This is a genomic window from Kitasatospora sp. NPDC036993 (assembly GCF_055607525.1).
Genome location: NZ_JBVJRP010000031.1, coordinates 17,863 through 36,551, shown reverse-complemented (window position 1 = coordinate 36,551; position 18,689 = coordinate 17,863). Strand labels below are relative to the sequence as shown.

At 73.5% G+C, this 18,689-nt stretch carries 14 protein-coding genes and 1 riboswitch; of the genes, 6 read left to right on the top strand and 8 right to left on the bottom strand.

Annotation, left to right across the window (positions count from 1 at the left end; translation table 11 throughout):
• Nucleotides 1-3 precede the first annotated feature (3 nt).
• From ACZ7C5_RS36770 to ACZ7C5_RS36745, 6 genes are all read right to left on the bottom strand, one after another.
• The gene (locus tag ACZ7C5_RS36770) at nucleotides 4-1,503 is read right to left on the bottom strand and encodes a CoA-acylating methylmalonate-semialdehyde dehydrogenase (RefSeq protein ID WP_401088489.1); all 1,500 of its coding nucleotides are present in this window, start codon (nucleotides 1,501-1,503) and stop codon (nucleotides 4-6) included.
• Nucleotides 1,504-1,703: 200 nt separating this feature from the next.
• A riboswitch (cobalamin riboswitch) is annotated at nucleotides 1,704-1,887 on the bottom strand.
• Nucleotides 1,888-1,990: 103 nt separating this feature from the next.
• Nucleotides 1,991-2,443, bottom strand: a complete 453-nt coding sequence (locus ACZ7C5_RS36765; RefSeq protein WP_470324356.1) for a MarR family winged helix-turn-helix transcriptional regulator — start codon at nucleotides 2,441-2,443, stop codon at nucleotides 1,991-1,993.
• Nucleotides 2,443-3,918: an MFS transporter gene (locus ACZ7C5_RS36760; protein WP_470324355.1), complete on the bottom strand. Its 1,476-nt coding sequence runs from the start codon at nucleotides 3,916-3,918 to the stop codon at nucleotides 2,443-2,445. The genes ACZ7C5_RS36765 and ACZ7C5_RS36760 overlap by 1 nt, the downstream gene beginning before the upstream one ends.
• Before the next feature lie 153 nt (nucleotides 3,919-4,071).
• Nucleotides 4,072-4,428 carry a zinc ribbon domain-containing protein YjdM gene (locus ACZ7C5_RS36755; RefSeq protein WP_188294786.1) on the bottom strand — a complete coding sequence of 119 codons (357 nt, stop codon included), beginning with the start codon at nucleotides 4,426-4,428 and terminating at the stop codon, nucleotides 4,072-4,074.
• Nucleotides 4,429-4,887: 459 nt separating this feature from the next.
• Nucleotides 4,888-7,005 carry a HelD family protein gene (locus ACZ7C5_RS36750; RefSeq protein ID WP_470324354.1) on the bottom strand — a complete coding sequence of 706 codons (2,118 nt, stop codon included), beginning with the start codon at nucleotides 7,003-7,005 and terminating at the stop codon, nucleotides 4,888-4,890.
• Nucleotides 7,006-7,122: 117 nt separating this feature from the next.
• The gene (locus tag ACZ7C5_RS36745) at nucleotides 7,123-8,805 is read right to left on the bottom strand and encodes an ADP-ribosyltransferase domain-containing protein (protein WP_470324353.1); all 1,683 of its coding nucleotides are present in this window, start codon (nucleotides 8,803-8,805) and stop codon (nucleotides 7,123-7,125) included.
• Between the two features lie 235 nt (nucleotides 8,806-9,040).
• On the opposite strand from ACZ7C5_RS36745, the gene ACZ7C5_RS36740 reads away from it, so the two are divergent.
• Nucleotides 9,041-9,727, top strand: coding sequence for a macro domain-containing protein (locus tag ACZ7C5_RS36740; RefSeq protein WP_470324352.1), 687 nt, complete (start codon nucleotides 9,041-9,043; stop codon nucleotides 9,725-9,727).
• An 84-nt stretch (nucleotides 9,728-9,811) separates the two neighbouring features.
• On the opposite strand, the gene ACZ7C5_RS36735 is transcribed toward ACZ7C5_RS36740, so the two are convergent.
• A complete protein-coding gene (locus tag ACZ7C5_RS36735) occupies nucleotides 9,812-10,468 on the bottom strand; it encodes a TetR/AcrR family transcriptional regulator (RefSeq protein WP_470324351.1) in 657 nt (218 codons plus the stop codon).
• Between the two features lie 102 nt (nucleotides 10,469-10,570).
• Between ACZ7C5_RS36735 and ACZ7C5_RS36730 the strand changes: the two genes are divergently transcribed.
• Entirely contained in the window at nucleotides 10,571-11,584 is a 1,014-nt protein-coding gene (locus ACZ7C5_RS36730; protein ID WP_401088504.1) for a zinc-binding dehydrogenase, read from the top strand.
• Nucleotides 11,585-11,799: 215 nt separating this feature from the next.
• Nucleotides 11,800-14,694, top strand: coding sequence for a penicillin acylase family protein (locus ACZ7C5_RS36725; RefSeq protein ID WP_401088506.1), 2,895 nt, complete (start codon nucleotides 11,800-11,802; stop codon nucleotides 14,692-14,694).
• Nucleotides 14,695-14,735: 41 nt separating this feature from the next.
• On the opposite strand, the gene ACZ7C5_RS36720 is transcribed toward ACZ7C5_RS36725, so the two are convergent.
• Entirely contained in the window at nucleotides 14,736-15,047 is a 312-nt protein-coding gene (locus ACZ7C5_RS36720; RefSeq protein ID WP_401088508.1) for a hypothetical protein, read from the bottom strand.
• 167 nt (nucleotides 15,048-15,214) lie between these two features.
• On the opposite strand from ACZ7C5_RS36720, the gene ACZ7C5_RS36715 reads away from it, so the two are divergent.
• The 3 genes from ACZ7C5_RS36715 (at nucleotide 15,215) to ACZ7C5_RS36705 (ending at nucleotide 18,639) form a co-directional block, all read left to right on the top strand.
• Nucleotides 15,215-15,769 (top strand): YceI family protein, encoded by a 555-nt coding sequence (locus ACZ7C5_RS36715; RefSeq protein WP_401088510.1) that lies wholly within the window; start codon nucleotides 15,215-15,217, stop codon nucleotides 15,767-15,769.
• 110 nt (nucleotides 15,770-15,879) lie between these two features.
• Nucleotides 15,880-17,097, top strand: coding sequence for a threonine synthase (locus ACZ7C5_RS36710; RefSeq protein ID WP_470324350.1), 1,218 nt, complete (start codon nucleotides 15,880-15,882; stop codon nucleotides 17,095-17,097).
• 156 nt (nucleotides 17,098-17,253) lie between these two features.
• On the top strand, nucleotides 17,254-18,639 hold the full coding sequence (locus tag ACZ7C5_RS36705; RefSeq protein WP_401088513.1) for a hypothetical protein: 1,386 nt from the start codon (nucleotides 17,254-17,256) through the stop codon (nucleotides 18,637-18,639).
• Nucleotides 18,640-18,689 lie beyond the last annotated feature (50 nt).

The window sequence follows — 18,689 nt, the reverse complement described above, 5'->3', positions numbered from 1 at the left end:
CGTTCACCCCATCGTCGGCATGGTGAAGCTCGCGCCCTCCTTGACCCCGGAGGGCCAGCGCGAGGTGACGGTGCGGGTGCGGGTGTAGAAGCGGATGGAGTCGGGGCCGTGCTGGTTGAGGTCGCCGAACGCGGAGCGCTTCCAGCCGCCGAAGGTGTGGTAGGCGACCGGCACCGGGATGGGCACGTTGACCCCGACCATGCCGGTGTCCACCCGCCGGGCGAAGTCCCTGGCGGTGTCGCCGTCCCGGGTGTAGATGGCCACGCCGTTGCCGAACTCGTGCTCGCTGGGCAGCCGCAGCGCCTCCTCGTAGTCGGCGGCGCGGACGACCGTGAGCACCGGACCGAAGATCTCCTCGCGGTGGATCCGCATCCCGGGCGTGACCCGGTCGAACAGCGAGGCGCCGAGGAAGTAGCCGCCCTCGTGTCCTTCCAGTCGGAACTCCCGCCCGTCGACGACGAGTTCGGCGCCCTCCCGGACGCCGAGGTCCAGGTACCCGCGGACCCGGTCGAGCGCGTCGGCGCCGACCAGCGGGCCGAAGTCCGCCGCCGGGTCGTCCGAGCGCCCGACCTTGAGCGCGGCGATCCGCTCGACCAGCTTGGCCACCAAGGCGTCCGCGGTCTCCTCCCCCACCGGGACGGCCACCGAGATCGCCATGCACCGCTCGCCGGCCGAACCGTACCCGGCGCCGATCAGCGCGTCGGCCGCCTGGTCGAGGTCGGCGTCCGGCATCACGATCAGGTGGTTCTTGGCGCCTCCGAAGCACTGCGCCCGCTTGCCATGGGCGGCGGCGGTGGCGTAGACGTACTGGGCGATCGGTGTGGAGCCGACGAAGCCCACGGCCTGGACGCGCGGGTCCTCCAGCAGGGTGTCCACGGCCTCCTTGCCGCCGTTGACCACGTTGAGCACGCCTGGCGGCAGCCCGGCCTCCAGGAAGAGTTCGGCCAGCCGCAGCGGCACCGAGGGATCGCGCTCCGAGGGCTTGAGAACGAAGGCGTTTCCGCAGGCCAGGGCGGGGGCGGCCTTCCAGAGCGGGATCATCGCCGGAAAGTTGAACGGGGTGATGCCGGCGACCACGCCGAGCGGCTGGCGCATCGAGTACACGTCGATGCCCGTCCCGGCGTTGTCGCTGAACTCGCCCTTCAGCAGGTGCGGGATGCCGGCGGCGAACTCCACGACCTCCAGGCCGCGCTGGATGTCGCCGTGGGCGTCGGAAACGGTCTTGCCGTGCTCGGCGGAGAGCAGCCGGGCGAGTTCCTCCTTCTCGCCCTCGACCAGTTGCAGGAAGCGCAGCAGCACCCGGGCCCGCCGCTGCGGGTTCCAGGCCGCCCACTCGGGCTGCGCCTGGGCGGCGTCGGCGATCACCGCCTCGACCTCGCCACGGTCGGCCAGCGGCACCCGGGCCTGCACCCGGCCGGTGTTGGGGTCGAAGACGTCGCCGTACCGGCCGGACGTCCCGGCGGCGCGCTTGCCGCCGACGAAGTGGGTCAGTTCACGGACCATCGGTTCCTTCTCTCATCAGCGCTGGGGAGAGGAGGACTGGAGAGCACCGCCGCCCGGCCGCGCGCACGGTCGGCGCACGGGCCTGCGGGCAGGCGGAAAATGACGGATCGTCAGGCGTCGAGCGCCCTGGCGACCGGAAGCACGGCAGCGGAACGGGAACAGCGGCCCGGAGTCATGCGTGTCGTCTCCATCCTCGTGGAAAACACGAACCACCCGCGGCCGGTATCCTGACTCCCGGATCGACGCCCGCCCCCTGGCCTTCCCGGCTGGCTGCCAGTGGCCGTCTCCTGCGAGGACGGACTCCCCGGTCACAGTGGCGGGACCGTGCCGGACTCACACCGGCTTCCCTGACACCGCGGACCTGCCGTCGACCATATAGTTGGACGTCCTAGTAAGTCCAGAGCGACAACCCGTGAGAACACGTCACGGACGCGTCGTCACCGGCCCGCCCGGGGCCGTCGAGCACCGCCCGGGCCCGGGGGCGGCCTCAGCCCAGGAGCTTCGCCACCACCCGGTCGAGCGCGCGGATGTCCTCCGGCGGCAGCGCGAGCAGGGCGTCCGGCGGGGTGGCGAGGATGCCGGTGGCGAGCGCGGCCTTCGCCTCGCCCTCCTCGGTGAGGTGGACCAGCTTGGAGCGCCGGTCGGCCGGGTTGGTGATGCGTTCGGCGAGGCCGCGCCGCACCAGGTCGTCCACGATCACGGTGGTGTACGGCGGGTCGGCGGTCAGCCGCTCGGCCAGCTCCCGCAGGGTGAGCGGTCCGGCGGCGAGCCGGCGCAGCGCCCTGACCCGGCTGAAGCTCATGCCGAGGGCGTCGGCGACGGCCTTGCGGCGGTCGTGGCGCTCCAGCACGAGCGCGTACATCCCCTGCCAGACCCGGGCCGCCATCCCGGCATCGGCCTCGCCCGGCTCCGGGTGTCCGCCGGTGTCAAGGCACTCCATCAGGCGTCCACCGTCCCCTTCGTCTCTCTGATCCCGTTGCCGCCGGCGTCCTCGGCCGCCTCCTCGGCGGCGAGCCGCTCCGCCGCGCGTTCGGCCGTCGCCCTGGCCCAGCGACCGGAAGTGAGCGTACCGGTGACCAGCACGGCGACACCGCAGCCGGCGATGATCCACCACGCCGTCCGGGCGGCGGCGGTGAAGGCCGCCGGGTCGGCGTGGGCGGCACCGGCCATCAGCGCACCGGTCACCGCGACGCCCAGGGACTGGCCGACCTGCCGGCTGGTGGAGGCGACGGCCGCCGCCACGCCCGCCTGCGCGCGGGGCATCCCGGAGACGGCGGTGTTCGTGATCGGCGCGTTGACCAGGCCGAAGCCGGTGCCGAAGAGCAGGAAGGCGACGACCAGCAGACCGGTCGGCACGTGCTCGGCGTAGCCGACCGCCTGGAGCACGGCGCTCGCGGTCAGTGCCGTCCCGGCGAGCAGCAGGGGCGTGCGCGGCCCGCGGGTGGCCACCATCCGGCCGGACAGCGGCGCGGTGAGCAGCGACATGACCGCCATCGGCAGCATGAACAGCCCGGCGTGCAGCGGGTCGAGCCCGCGGACGTCCTGGAGGTACAGGGAGCCGACGAACAGGAACCCGCCGAGGCCGGCGAAGGCGGCGACCGCGATCACGGTGGCACCGGAGAACGGCGCGGAGCGGAAGAACCGCAGGTCGATCAGGGGGTCGGTGCGCCGGGGCTCGTACCACAGCAGGCCCAGCAGCGCGCCGAGCGCGGCCGCCGTGCAGCCGAGGACCACGGGCGAGGTCCAGCCGCGTTCCGGCGACTCGATGATCGCGTAGGTGAGTCCGGCGAGCAGCACGACGACCAGCAGCTGGCCGACCGGGTCCGCCCTGCGGGTGCGGGCCGCCCGCGACTCCGGCACGTAGCGGGTGAGGAAGAGCGCGGCCAGGCCGATCGGGACGTTGATCCAGAAGATCGCCCGCCAGCCGGCCGACTCCACCAGGACCCCGCCGAGGATCGGTCCGGCGGCCATGCTGATGCCGACCACGCCACTCCACACGCCGATCGCGCGGGCGCGCTGCCGGGAGTCGGTGAAGGTGTTGCTGATGATCGACATCGCGACGGGGTTCAGCATCGATCCGCCGACCGCCTGGAGCATCCGCGCGGCGAGCAACCAGCCGAGCCCGGGGGCCAGGCTGCACAGCAGGGAGGCCCCGGAGAACACCACCAGTCCGATCCGGAACACCCGGCGGCGGCCGATCCGGTCGGCGGTCGATCCGGAGAGCATCAGGAGGCTCGCCAGTACCAGGGTGTAGGCGTCGACCGTCCACTGGAGTCCGGACACCGAGGTGTGCAGGTCACTCCGGATGGCGGGCAGGGCCACGTTCAGGATGGTGACGTCGAGGCTGACGATCAGCAGGCTCATGCAGCAGATGGCGAGCACGAGCCAGGGCCGCGGTCGGGCGGCATCGGGCATGACGGACGCTCCATGGTTACTTGTGTTGTTGTAATCATTGTGAGCCTATAACTAACTCCCGCGACGACTCCACCCTTTTCCGGTCCGGGAAAGACGGAACGGCCGCGCCCACACCGATCTCCTCGGCGGGGCGCGGCCGTCCAGGCCCGCGGGTCAGGCCTTCTTGACCACGCTCGACTTGAGCTGCATGGCGCCGAAGCCCTCGACACGGCAGTCGATGTCGTGCCCGTCGACGCCGTCCACCAGGCGGATGTTGCGCACCTTGGTGCCGGCCTTGATGCCGGAGACGCTGCCCTTGACCTTGAGCGCCTTGACCACCGTCACGGTGTCCCCGTCGTTCAGCACGTTGCCGACGGCATCCTTGATCACACGCTCGCCGGCCGCGGCGCCGCTCTCCTCGGAGCCGCCGGGCACCCACTCGTGGGCGCACTCGGGGCAGACCACGAGGGCGTTCATCTCATAGGTGTACTCGCAGGAACACTGCGGGCACGGGGGCAGGCTGTCGCTCATGGGTTCAACGCATCCAGGGTTTCGAGGCGGCAAGGGGGCCGGGCCGGCGGGTCCGGTGCCCACGCAGAGGGCACCCTGACGCACCTCGCGCCGATCCGACGGCACGCCAGCATGTATGAACTTGAAGAATTTTTCAAACCACCTGTCCGCCGACGTGAGGGCAGCCCCCGAAGGTGCCCCGGTCGGAGGACGCCGGGCACCTGCCGGGGCCGTCCTCCGTACCGTCGGCGAACACGAAGGTGTCCCCTGCTACACCGCGGCCGTCGGCCCGCCCTGGGTCGCGGGCCCGCGTGCCTGGTTGCCGGGGCTCCGAGGGGACCAGCCGTGGTTCACAGGACCCGCGGTCCACTCCTGGAGGCTGCCGTCCCTCGTCGTCGTGTAGACCCTGGTCTCCTTGGCGGCCGCCGTCCCGAAACGGCCCCGCAATTGGCGCGATCCGCACCCGCCCCGCCCCGCCCGTCACCCGGCCAACGGCGCGGGCAGCGGGCGGGCGTGCAGGACGTCCAGCCGGGAGACCGCCCGCGTCACCACCACGTACAGGCGGTGCAGCCCGCGCGCTTCGGCCTCCACGATCGCGGCCGGCTCCAGCACCACCACGTGGTCGTACTCCAGCCCCTTCGCCAGCGACGCCGGCAGCACCGTCACCCGCGCCGTGGTGCCGGCCTGCTCGGCCGCGCCGGTCGGGACGCCCGCCTCCCGGAGGGCCTCGGCGGTCTCCGCCACCGCGTCGTCGGCCGCGATCACCGCGATCGAGCCCTCGCGCTCCAGCGCGGCCCGCACCGCCGTCACCACCGCCCCGCCCAGGCCGCCCCCGGCCACGCTCCGCACCGTCAGCTCGCCGTCCTGCCGCAGCGACACGGCCGGCGGCACCGCCACGCCCAGCGCTCCCAGCAGGGTGTTGGCGAGGGCCATCACCACGGCCGGGACGCGGAAACCGGTGGTCAGCGGCACCACCGCGGCCTGCGGCTTGCCCAGGTGGCCGAGCTGCTCGGGCCAGCTGCGGGCGGCCCACGGCGCCGTCGCCTGGGCGAGGTCGCCGAGGACGGTGAGCGAGCCGAAGACGCTGCGGCGGGCGATCGCCCGGCACTGCATCGGGGAGAGGTCCTGGGCCTCGTCCACCACGACGTGACCGAAGCCGGCCGGGTGCTCGATCAGTCCGGCCACCTCGTCCAGCAGCATCAGGTCGTGCTCGGACCACCTGGCGCTCTTCTCCGAGCGCGGCGGGCGGCGCCACAGGATCGCCGCCCGCTCCTCCGGACCGAGCACCCCCTCCGCCGCCTCGGCCAGCACCGCGGGGTCGCTCAGCAGTGCGGCGACCACAGCCTCCGGCCGCAGGTTCGGCCAGGCGGCCTCCAGGAAGGCCGCGACCGGCCTGGAACGCCCGATCTTCCGCGTCCACGCCCCGGGCATCACGCCGGACCGGCGCTCGGCCTGGTCCTGGAGCATCGCCACCACCCGGGTGCGCAGGCTCTCCCGGCCGATCGCGTACGGAGGCGCCTGCTCGCGCAGTTCGGCGACCACCCGGTCGAGCCGCTCCGGGGACACCCGCCAGCGGTAGGAGCCGTCCGGGACGACCAGCGGCTCCGAGCCCGTCGCCCGGATGCGCCCGTACAGCGCCCGGCGCAGCACCGTCGCCATCCGGGCGTCCTGCTTGACCACGGCGGCCCGCTCGTCGTCCACCGAGGTGACCGGCCGGGTGGCGACCAGGTCCTCGACGGTCTTCTGGACGACGTCGATCTCGCCGAGCGCGGGGAGCACCTCGGCGATGTAGCGCAGGAAGACCGGGTTGGGGCCGATGACCAGCAGACCGCTCCGCCGGATCCGCTGCGGGTAGCTGTAGAGCAGGTACGCGGCGCGGTGCAGCCCGACGGCGGTCTTGCCGCTTCCGGGAGCGCCCTGCACGCACACCGACTCGCTCAACTCGCCCCGCACCAGGGCGTCCTGCTCGGGCTGGATGGTGGCGACGATGTCCCGCATCGGACCGGTACGGGGCCGCTCGATCTCGGCGGCCAGGATGCCGCCCGCACCGCTGCCGCCTCGGCCGCTCCCGTCGCCGCTGCCGCCGTCCGCACCGGGCCCGCCGACCACGGCCGCCCCGCCGAGGGCCTCGTCCTCCAGCCCGGTCAGCTCCTCCGGCGCGCCCAGGCTCCACGGCGCCCAGCCGAACCTGCGCCGCCGCGCGAGCCCGAGCGGGGTGTGGGCGCTCGCCTGGTAGAACGCCCGGGAGACCGGGGCGCGCCAGTCGACCACCAGTGGCGGCACCGTCGGGTCCTCGGAGATCCGCCGGCGGCCCACGTAGTAGCGCTGCCGCCGGTGGTCCCCGGCCTCCGCGGTGTCGGCGAAGTCCAGGCGGCCGAAGAACGACGGGCTCTCCGGCAGCTCCTTCATCCGCTTGGCGCGGGTGCGCAGGTACCGGCCGAGCGCCTCCGCGCTGGCGCCGTCGCCGGAGACGTCCTCCCCGGCGACGACCTGGTGGCCGGCGTCCTCGACCTGCCGGGCCGTCGCCACCCGGCAGGCCTCGACGTAGGCCCGTTCGCGTTCCAGTTCACCGTCGAGGCTCTGGGTTTCCGAGGTCATCGTTCGCGTCCCTTCCCGCACCACGAGCTCACCGGCTGCTCGAAGTCCAGTATAACTTAACTCAGTAAAAATACTGACCTGGTTGTGCAGACTGGCACGGAAGACCTCGGGCACGCCTCAGGACACCAGGGGCGCCTCCTCCAGCTCGGTCAGCGTCACGGTGCACAGACCGCCGCGCTCCGCCTTGACGGCCGTCACCTGGAGCTGGGTGCCGGGCAGCAGGATGAACTCCTCCTCGCCGGTGAACGCCGAGAAGTTCTGGATGCCGGTGGCCCGCACCGGGCGCACCTCGAAGAGCGTCCGCTTGCCCCTGCCGCCGAGGAAGGACCGCGCCACCCCGAGCTTGGAGGTGCAGGAGGACACGCCCCACCACGTCACCGTCCTGCCGAGCGGGTACTGCCGGCGCAGGTCCAGCGAGACCCCGCGCCAGAGCGGCTCGGTGCGGACGGGCAGCCGCGACACCGCCGCGAACAGCAGCCGCAGGTACGGCAGGTAGGGCACCAGCCGGCCGCGGTCCGGCGAGCGGAGCACCGCGTTGATCTCCCGGTAGAACGCGGACTCGCAGGTGTACAGGTACAGCGCGGCGATCTCGTCGGCGGAGAGCCCGGCCGGGAGCCCGGCGGGGAGCCCCGCGGCCGGGCCTCCGGAGACTCCACCGGACAGGCCTGCGGCCGGCTCGTCCACCCGCCGCTTGCCGAAGTCGTGCGACAGCGACACGTGCCGGTCCAGCCCCCGCAGCAGCTCGGCGACCGGGGCCACCGCCTCCCGGAACCCCATCAGCGGGGTGTCGAACACGCCGGTGATGGCGGGCAGGACGAGGCCCTCGTCCTTCACCCCGGCGAGCCGGTCCAGGTAGAGCTGGTGCAGCTCCATGGTGGAGGCGATGAAGGCGCCCATCCGCTCGGCGACCCCGTCCCGCGCCCCGCCGCCCTGCGCCGACGACGCGTTCCAGCCGGTGCTGGGCAGCCAGTCGACCTCGTCGGCGCCGAGCGAGGCGAGCGCCGCGTTCACCGTGGCGAAGTGCTCGCCGTCGCAGAAGACGTCCCCCTGGGCCGCCGGGTTGGCGTGGTCGATGTGGCGGACCTCGACCTCGGGGTACTTCTGCTGCAACCGCAGCACGACGTTCTTCAGGCTGCGCGCGTGCGCACCCCACCAGGCGAAGACCACGAAGCGGTCCTCCTCGGCGGCCTGCCGCTTGGCCCGGAGGATCTCCTCCACGATCCGCTCGGCGACCGGCCGCCAGAACCCGGTGTGCTGGTCCGGCCCCATCGCGCCGTCACCGCTGGCGGTCAGCGCCGCGTTCAGCAGCAGCACGCCCTGGGTGAGCATCGCCTGGAACCACTCCGGCGGCTGGACGGTCTTCCGCTCCTTCAGCAGCGCCCGTATGTCGGCGATCGGCGTCTTCTTGGGGATGCCGTACTTCCACATCGCCGCGGCCTTGATCAGGCAGCGGATGCTGATCACCCGGCCGAACTGGCTGTCCTTCCAGTCGTGGAAGGTGTTGTCGAACATCGCGATGCCGGTGGCGCTCTCCGGCCGCGGGTACGGGTTCTGGCCGAAGACGACGACCTTCCACTCGTGCGGCGCGTGCGGCTTGAGCGCCTGGAAGGTCAGCTCGCGGACCGGGACGACCTCGGGGCCGCGACCGGGGCCGATGAACGAGGCCGCGCCGGGCTGCGCCTCGATGACCGGCTTCAGCAGCGGCAGCCACGGCTCGCCGCCTCCCGTGAAGAGCTCCGCGAGGGCCAGCGGGTCGCCCGGGTCGGGCTGGGCGGCGGCGGGGGTGTCGGCAGCGCTCATGGTGGTGCGACTCCGGCTGGTCGGGACCGTACGGACGGCAGGCGGACGACGAATGACGATCCGTCAGATTCCCCGGCGGACAGCACAGTCCTACCAGCCGGGTCTGACAGTCCCCGGCCGCCCCCGGCCCCGGCGAACGGGGCCGGACGGGACCGGACGAGACCGGACGGACTGTCAGTGCCGCGCGCTAGCTTCGTCGGTGTCACCAAGGAACCGAACCGACAGGAGCCCCGACATGACCACGGACCGCACGCAGGCGCCGCTCAGGGTGGTGCTGACCGACCTCGACGCGACGGTCGTGGAGTCCTGGCGGGCGGCCTTCGCCGGCGTCCCCGGGATCGAGATCCGGCACGCCTCGCTGCTCACCGCGGAGGTCGACGCCTGGGTCAGCCCCACCAACTCCCGCGGCCGGATGGACGGCGGGACGGACGCCGCGGTCAAGCGCCACCTGGGCGCGGGCATCCAGCTGCGGGTGCAGAAGGCGATCCGCGAGCAGCACGCCGGCAGCCTCCCGGTCGGCAGCGCGGTGTGCGTCCCGTCCGGCGCCGTCAACCCCCGGTTCCTGATCTCGGCCCCGACCATGCGGACCTCCTCGCAGAACGTCAGCGAGACCCTGAACGTGGCCCTGGCCTGCGCCGCCGCCTTCCAGGCCGTCCACCGGCAGAACCTGCTGGAGCCGGGCTCCGTCCGCTCGGTCGCCCTGGTCGGCATGGGCGCCAGGACCGGCCGGGTCCCGGCCCGGGTCTGCGCCAACCTGATGTGGTCGGGGTACACCCTCTTCCACGACCACCACTTCGCGGACGACGACGAGCTGCGCGCCACCGTCCTCGCCCAGCTGGACGACCTCGAGAAGGCTCCCGTCACCGAGCGGGTGCGGATCGCGCCGCCCGCGCGCCGGAGTTCACCGGCCCGCCGCGGCTGACGCCACCCGCGAACCGCCCACGAGCCGTCCGCACGCCCCGCCGTGAGCCGCCGCACGGTCGGCCGTGCGGTGGCGGACGGCGCCTCAGCCCGCCGTGAGCGCGAGCCGGATCCAGCGCTCCGACTCCGCGATCGCCACCCCCACGTCGAAGGCCCGCGGAGCGGCCGCGGCCTGCACCACCAGCCCCTTGAGCAGTCCCACGAAGGCCAGCGCGAAGGCCCCCGGGTCCACGCCGGCGCCCAGTTCCCCGTCCCGCTGCCCCTGCCCGACCACCTCGGCGGTCCACTGCCGGGTCCTGGCGTCCAGCTCCGCGACCGCGACGGTCAGCTCCGAGGCCCCGGCGAGCGCCTCGGCCCCGAGCACCACGAAGGCCCGGCCGAGGTCGGTCGGGTTGCGCACGCCCTCCAGGCAGCCGCGCGCGAACCCGCACAGTTCCTCCAGCGCACCCGCCCCGCTGCGCTCCGGGGCGGCCGCCGCCATCGCCTCGGCCAGTGCCGCCTCCTGGAGCCGGGCCAGCAGCGCGGCCTTCGAGCCGAAGTAGTGGGTGGCCAGGCCCCGGCTGAAGCCCGCCTCCTCCCCCACCCTGGCGAGCGTGACCCCGGTGCTGCCGTGCTCGGCGATCAGCCGGGCGGCGGCGGCGATCAGTGCGGTCTCGGCCCGGGCGCGCCGTTCGGCCTGGGTCCGGCGCGGCGGCACGTCCCGGGGGTCCCGGTCGTCGCGGTCCTCATCGTGCGTAGGCATAGCACCATGCTACGGTGAACTTGCTTGTTGGCTAACAAGTAACTTCCGGAGCAGCGGGCCCACCCCCCCCGACCCGCCGCTCCCGCGAGAAGGGAAGTCCTGATGACCGCCACGATGCTCGCCGGCCGGCTCGACGTCGCGAAGGGCGCCTTCGCCGTGGAGGAGGTCCCCGTCCCCGCCCCCGGCCCGGGCGAGGTCCTGATCAGGGTCGAGGCCGCCGGCGTCTGCCTCTCCGACGTCCACCTGATCCAGGGCATGCTCAAGCCGCTCCACCTCAAGGGCGACAAGGTCACCCTGGGCCACGAGGTCGCGGGCACCGTGCACACCCTCGGCGAGGGCGTGACCACCGCGGCCGTCGGCGACCGGGTGCTGCTCCAGGCCGGCGAGAGCCGCGACGGCGTCGTGTACACCCGCGGCGTGGACTACGACGGCGGCTGGGCCGAGTACGCGCTCGCCACCGCCACCACCCTGGTGCCGATCCCGGACGAGCTCCCCTTCGAGCAGGCCTGCTTCATCCCCGACGCGGTCTCCACCCCGTGGGCCGCCATCACCGCCACCGGCGCCGTGCGCCCGGCCGAGGCGGTCGGCGTCTGGGGCGTCGGCGGCCTCGGCGCCCACGGCGTGCAGCTGCTGCGCGCGATCGGCGCCTTCCCGATCGTCGCCGTCGACCCGCTGCCCGCCGCCCGCGAGCGCGCCCTGGCCTTCGGCGCCGACGCCGCCCTCGACCCGGCCGACCCCGGGTTCGCCGGACTGCTGCGCGAGGCCACCGGCGGCCGCCCGCTGTCCGTCGCCTTCGACTTCGCCGGGGTCGCCCCGGTGCGCGAGCAGGCGATGGCCACCCTCGGCGAGCACGGCCGGCTGGTCCTGGTCGGCCTCACCGACAAGCCGCTGACCGTCACCAACGGCACCCTGGTCAGCTACCTGCGCCAGCAGATCCGCGGCCACTACGGCTCCGAGGGCCAGGACGTCGTCGACCTGGTCAACCTGGTCCGCGGCGGCCGGCTGGACTTCTCCCGCTCGGTGAGCGGCACCTTCCCGCTGGCCGAGGCCGCCCGCGCGGTCGAGGCGCTGGAGCGCAAGGAGGGCAACCCGATCCGCCTGGTACTCAAGCCCTGACCGGCCCCGCCCCGGCGGCCCGCCGACCCGGCGCCGTACCCACCGGACTGAGCCCGGCGGGTGCGGCGCCGCCTCGCCCCCTCGGCAGGTCCCCTGCCCTCCGTCCCGAAGAGGCGCCCAGGCTACTGCCCCGGTCCGCCCCCACCGGGCCCCCTCGGAGGCACCCGCCCGATCGGCCGAACCCGGCAACTCCCCACCCCCGCCCGGTAAATGACATGCACGCTACTAGTCAACCGTCCGGTAGCACCCCTAGCGTCGACTCTTCCGCGCCCCCGACGGAGGAGTCCGCCTTGCGTCCACGCCAACGACAGCGAACCCGCCCCCTCCGGCTCCCGGCCGCCGCCACCGCAGCGGCCCTGCTCGCCACCGCCGCCCTGACCACCACGCCCAGCGCCACCGCCGCACCCACCCCCGCGACGACGACCGTCGCCGCCAACGACTACTGCGGCGGCCACTGCGCCGACATCCTGCCGCCCGGCGAGAACGGCAACGCCACCCTCTCGGACATCCTGCTCAACCGGGCCTTCGGCACCCGCCCCGCGCACACCGACGACCAGCTCGCCCCGTACGCCGCCCTCGCCTCCGGCTATCCCGGCCTGACCGAGGCCAAGCTCCGCGACTTCTTCAACGACGCCTCCTTCGGCGTCCCCGCCGACCAGGTGGCCAGCAGCATCAGCCCCCGCCCGGACGTCACCATCGTGCGCGACAAGGCCACCGGTGTCCCGCACATCACCGGCACCACCCGCTACGGCACCGAGTTCGGCGCCGGCTACGCCGCCGCCCAGGACCGGCTCTGGCTGATGGACCTCTTCCGGCACGTCGGCCGCGGCCAGCTGTCCGGCTTCGCGGGCGGCGCCGCCGCCAACCGCCAGCTGGAGCAGACCTTCTGGCAGGCCGCGCCGTACACCGAGGCGGAGCTGCAACAGCAGATCGACGCCATGGCCGCCCGCGGCGGCCGGGCCACCCAGGCGCTCGCCGACGCCACCGCCTACCTCGACGGCATCAACAAGTACGCCCAGGAGTCCTACAACGCCCGCACCTTCCCCGGCGAGTACGACCTGACCGGGCACATCGACCCGATCACCAACGCCGGCTCGATCGAGCCGTTCAAGCTGACCGACCTGGTCGCCCTCGCCTCCGTGGTCGGCGCGCTGTTCGGCTCCGGCGGCGGCGGCGAACTCTCCTCCGCCCAGGTCAAGGCGGCCGCCGAGGCCAAGTACGGCAAGGACGCCGGCGACGTGGTCTGGAAGTCACTGCGCGAGTCCGACGACCCCGAGGCCGTCCAGACCCTGCACGACGGACAGAGCTTCCCGTACGCGACCGTCCCGGCCCAGCCACAGGGTGAGGCGCTGCCCGACCCCGGCTCGGTGGTGTCCGAGCGGGTGGTCTACGACCCCACCGGCTCCGCCAACTCCGCCACCACCAAGGCGAACGGCGTCCTGCCCGGCAACCTGCTGAGCGCCAAGCACGGGATGTCCAACGCCCTGCTGGTCTCCGGCGCGCACACCGACGACGGCCACCCGGCCGCCGTGTTCGGCCCGCAGACCGGCTACTTCGCCCCTCAGCTGCTGATGCTGGAGGAGATCCAGGGCCCCGGGATCAGCGCACGCGGCGCCGCCTTCGCCGGCCTGAGCTTCTACGTGCAGCTCGGCCGCGGCCAGGACTACGCCTGGAGCGCCACCTCGGCCGGGCAGGACATCACCGACACCTACGCCGTCCCGCTCTGCACCACCGACGGCTCCCCGGTCACCACCGCCGCCAACTCCTACCTCTGGCACGGCCAGTGCCTGCCCTTCGACCGGCTGGAACGCAAGAACGCCTGGAAACCGACCACCGCCGACTCCACCGCGGCCGGCTCGTACACCCTGGTGATGTACCGCTCCAAGTACGGCCTGGTGTCGGCCCGCGGGACGGTCGGCGGCGCACCCGTCGCCTTCACCTCGCTGCGCTCCACCTACCGGCACGAGGTCGACTCCATCGTCGGCTTCCAGGAGTTGAACGACCCGGGCACGGTGCACGACGCCGCGAGCTTCCAGCAGGCCGCCCAGGACATCAACTACACCTTCAACTGGTTCTACGCCGACTCGCGCGACATCGCGTACTACAACTCCGGCAGCAACCCGGTGCGCGCCCCCGGTGTGGACCCCGGGCTGCCGGTCAAGGCCCAACCCGCCTACGAGTGGGCCGACTTCGACCCCACCGCCAACACCGCCCGGTACACCCCGGCGGCCCAGCACCCGCAGTCCGTCAACCAGGACTACTACATCTCCTGGAACAACAAGCAGGCGAACGGCTACACCTCGGCCGGCTTCGGCAACGGCTCGGTGCACCGCGGCAACCTGCTGGACGACCGGGTCAAGTCCCTGCTCCGCAACGGCGGGAAGGCGAGCCGGGTCTCGCTCACCCAGGCCATGGAGAGCGCCGCCCTGACCGACCTGCGGGCCGAGGACGTGCTGCCCGAGCTGATCCGGGTGCTGCGCAGCGCGCCCGTCACCGACCAGACCACCCTCACCGCCGTCCAGCAGCTGGAGGCCTGGCTCGCCAACGGCGGTCAGCGGAAGGAGACTTCACCGGGCAGCCACAGCTACGCGGACGCCACCGCGATCCGGGTGATGGACGCCTGGTGGCCGCTGGTCGCCGAGGGCGTCATGCGGCCGGGCCTCGGTGACCCGCTGTTCGGCGCGCTGACCGGCGCCCTCCAGATCAACGAGTCCCCCTCCGGCGGCCAGACCGGTCCCGGCAGCGGCCCGACCAACGCCAACGAGGCCATCCCGCACAAGGGTTCGGCCTTCCAGTACGGCTGGTGGAGCTACCTGGACAAGGACCTGCGCTCCGTCCTCGGCGACCAGGTGGCCGGCCCGCTGGCCCGCCCGTTCTGCGGCGGCGGCGACCTCGCGGCCTGCCGGACGGTCCTGCTGAACTCCCTGAAGCAGGCCGCCGCCCAGACCTCCGCGCAGGTCTACCCCGGCGACACGGACTGCTCGGCCGGCGACCAGTGGTGCGCCGACGCGATCATCCACCGCCCGCTGGGCGGGGTGACCGACCCCAAGAGCACCTGGCAGAACCGCCCGACCTACCAGCAGGTGGTGCAGTTCTCCAGCCACCGCTGACCGACCCCGCCGGGCCCCTCCAGCAGGGGCCCGGCGGCCGGTCACCGCGGTCCGCGCACCCGCCGTTCGACCGCCGCCGCGTCGTCCCGCAGGTAGCCCGGCTGGTCCCGCAGCCGCCGGGCCACCTTGACGTACGTCTCACGGCTGTCGCCCGTGGTCATCCGGTCCGAGGCGGCGTCGGCCAGCTCGACGACGGCCTCCACCAGCCCGGCGAGCGCCGCCAGCAGCGCCGCCTCCTCCGACTCGGGGACCTTGTCGCGGCCGCTGTCCCGCGCCTTCGGCAGCGCGTTCTCCCGCAGCTGCCGCCGCGCCTCGTCGACCGCGTCGACCATCGCCCGTACCCCACTGTCCATCGCGGCCCCTGCTCCGTTCGCTCCTCCGGCGTACCCCGCGAGCCTTCCCGCCCCCGCTTGGGCCCAACCCGGCGCGCGACCCGCGGAGACTGCCCCTAGCGTGGTCCGGGGACCGCCCGGACACCGCCGGGCCGGGCCCGCGACCCCCATCAGGAGGCATGCCGACCATGACCGCCAAACTCTCCGAGCTCACCGGCGACTACGTCCTCGATCCGACCCACACCCGGATCGGCTTCGTCGCCCGCCACGCGATGGTGACCAAGGTCCGCGGCGCGTTCCACCGGTTCGAGGGCTCCGCCCACCTGGACGGCAACGACCCGTCCCGCTCCACCGGCCAGGTGGTGATCAAGGCCGAGAGCATCGACACCGGCGTGGAGCAGCGCGACCAGCACCTGCGCACCAACGACTTCCTGGACGCGCCGAACTTCCCCGACATCACCTTCCGCGCCACCGCGGTCGAGGCCCGCTCCGAGACCGACTACCGGGTCACCGGCGACCTCACCATCAAGGACACCACCCGCCCGGTCACCATCGACTTCGAGTACACCGGCAACGCCGTCGACCCGTACGGCAACCTCCGGGTCGGCCTGGAGGGCTCGGTCACGATCAGCCGCAAGGAGTACGGGGTCACCTGGAACGCTGCTCTGGAGGGCGGCGGTGTCCTGGTCGGCGACAAGGTCGTCCTGGAGTTCGACATCTCCGCGATCCGCCAGGGCGGCTGACCCGGCCGAACCGCCGGAACCGGCCCGAACCCGCCGGAAACCGTTGCCCCACGCACGAGTTCACGCCGGAGCCCGGCCACCGGCGGGGCCCGCCCGGTTAGTCTCCTGTCATGCCGACAGAACACTCCCTCGCCACCGGCCAGCGCTCCCTGGGCGACCCCGCCCTCGGCTTCCCGCTCTGGCCCCCGCTCACCGCCGGCTGCCCGCGCACCGGTACCGAGGACGTCTCCTACCCCGTCGAGGTCGACTACGCCTACGACAAGGCCGACCCGGCGGCCCTGTTCGCCCCCGCCCCGGTGCGCGGCGGCCTGGAGCGCTGGGCCCCGCTGCTGCCGCCGCTGCTCGCCACCGGCCTGGGCGAGGGCACCACTCCGCTGGTGGAGATCGAACCCGGGGTGTACGTCAAGGACGAGTCCCGCAACCCCACGTGGAGCCACAAGGACCGGCTCAACCGCTGCACCACCAGCGCCGCCGTGGGCGTCGGCGCCGCCGGCATCGCGGTCGCCTCCTCGGGCAACCACGGCGCCGCGGCCGCCGCCTACGCCGCCCGCGCCGGACTGCGCTGCGTGGTGTTCACCGGCCCGGACCTCCCGCCGAACGTCGACTCCTTCCTCGACGCCTACGGCGCGGTGGTGCTCCCGGTGCCGTGGGAGGCCCGCTGGCCGCTGCTGCGCCAGGTGGTCGACCGGCTGGGCCTGCACCCGGTCAGCAACCTGACCACCACCCACACCGGGCACGCGTACGGCCCCGAGGGCTACAAGACCATCGCGTACGAGATCTTCCAGGACGTCGGCCTGCCGAGCGCGGTGTTCGTCCCCACCGGCTACGGCGAGCTCCTGTTCGGCGTCTGGAAGGGGTTCACCGAGCTGGTCCGGCTGGGTCTGGCCGACCGGGTGCCGCGCATCCACTCCTGCGAGACGGTCACCTCGGGGCCGCTCGCCCGGGCGGTCGCCGAGGGGCTGCCCGCCGCCCGCGTGACGGTCCGCCCGAGCGCGGCGTACTCGATCAACTCCCCCGTCAGCGGCTATCGCGGCGTGCTCGCGGTCCGCGAGAGCGGCGGCCGGGCGCTGACCCTGACCGACACCCAACTCACCGACGCGAAGGAGGAGATGGCCAGGGCCGGGCTCTGGGCCGAGCTGTCCGCGGCGGCCGGCCTGGCCGGGCTGCGCAGCCTCGGCGAGCCGGACCTCTCGGACGGCCCGGTGGTCTGCGTGTCGACGTCCAGCGGCTTCAAGGACTCGGGCGTCGGCACCCGTCGCACCGATCCGGTCGCCCCCGAGTGGGACGCGGTCAGCCGGGTGCTGCGCAAGGCCGGCATCACCGGCTGAACCAAGGGTTCCCCGATCGTCGGCGGACACCCGGCGCACGCCTGCTGTTCGCCCGCCCGTCCGCCCTCGTAAGGTCGCCGTAGGGTCGGTGTTCGCCGAGCGCCAGCAGGCTGACACCCTCCGTCAACTCCCCCCGCATGTCGAAGGGTAGCCACCGTGTCGCGTCCCCTCCGCCGCCTGCTCCCGCTCGCCGTCGCCGTCGCGGCGGTGCCCGTGCTCGCCCTGCCCGCCCTCCCGGCCGGCGCGGTCTCGTACGGCACCCCGACGATCACCTTCTCGGCCGGGTACCTCTCCGGCGCGGTCGGCGCCACCGGCGACCCGACCGTGACCGTGACGGTCGCCCAGTCCGGCGCCTCGGTCTCGGCCCTGACCGTCGCCGCCTCCGCCACCACCCGCAGCGCCGTGGCCCGCACCGGCGACGTCACCGTGACCGGCACCACCGGCACCCGCACCCTCGCGGTCGCCGCCCAGGGCGTCGGCTACGCCGACCTCACCATCAAGGTCACCGGCCTCGGCGGCAAGAGCGCCACCCGCACCCTGCACTACGCCGCCTCCCCCGCCGTCCAGTCCTCCGCCACCAGCCGCTACCTGACCGGCTCCAGCGACGCCTCGGCCGCCGTGGACGCGGGCGGCGGCTACCTCGTGGTCGGCGACGACGAGTCCAACACCCTGCGCCTGTACGACCGCGACAACTCCGGTGCGCCGGTCCGCACCTGGGACTTCAGCTCGGCCCTCGGCGTCTCCAAGGAGATCGACATCGAGGGCGCCACCCGGGTCGGCAACACCATCTACTGGACCGGCTCGCTCGGCAACAACAAGGACGGCGTGGTCAAGCCGGACCGGCACACCGTCTTCGCCACCACCGTCACCGGCTCCGGCGCCGACACCCAGCTGTCCCTGGCCGGTTCGTACCACGGCCTGCGCGACGACCTGATCGCCTGGGACAACGCCCACGGCAAGCACTACGGCTTCGCGGCGGGCGCCGCCGACGGCCAGGTGCCCAAGCAGATCGACGGGTTCAACGTCGAGGGCCTGGAGTTCGCCCCCGGCAGCACCAGCACCGCGTACATCGGCTTCCGCGCGCCGCTCACCCCGGCCGTCACCGGCGGCCGGGCGCTGCTCGTCCCGGTCACCGACTTCCCCTCACTGCTGAACGGTTCGGCCTCGCACGCGACCTTCGGCGACGCGATCGAGCTGAACCTCGGCGGCCTGTCGATCCGCGACATCCGCCGCAACGACCTCGGCCAGTACCTGATCGTGGCCGGCTCCTGGTCCGCCGAGGACAACTCCGCCCCGTACGCGCTCTACCGCTGGAACGGGCAGCCCGGCTCCCAGCCGACCAAGCTGACCGACCTGCCGACCAGCGACTACGGCGCCTGGGAGGCCGTCCCGGACGTCCCGGACCTGGACGCCCCCGGCGCCCGCGCCCAGCTGATCACCGACGACGGCTCCGCCGACCTGTACGGCGACGCCACCGCCGCCAAGGACCTCACCCACCCCGAGTGGAAGAAGTCCCGCAGCACCTGGTTCACCCTGAACTGAGCGCGCGGCAGGGCCTCTTCGACGGATCCGCCGAAGAGGCCCTGCCCGTT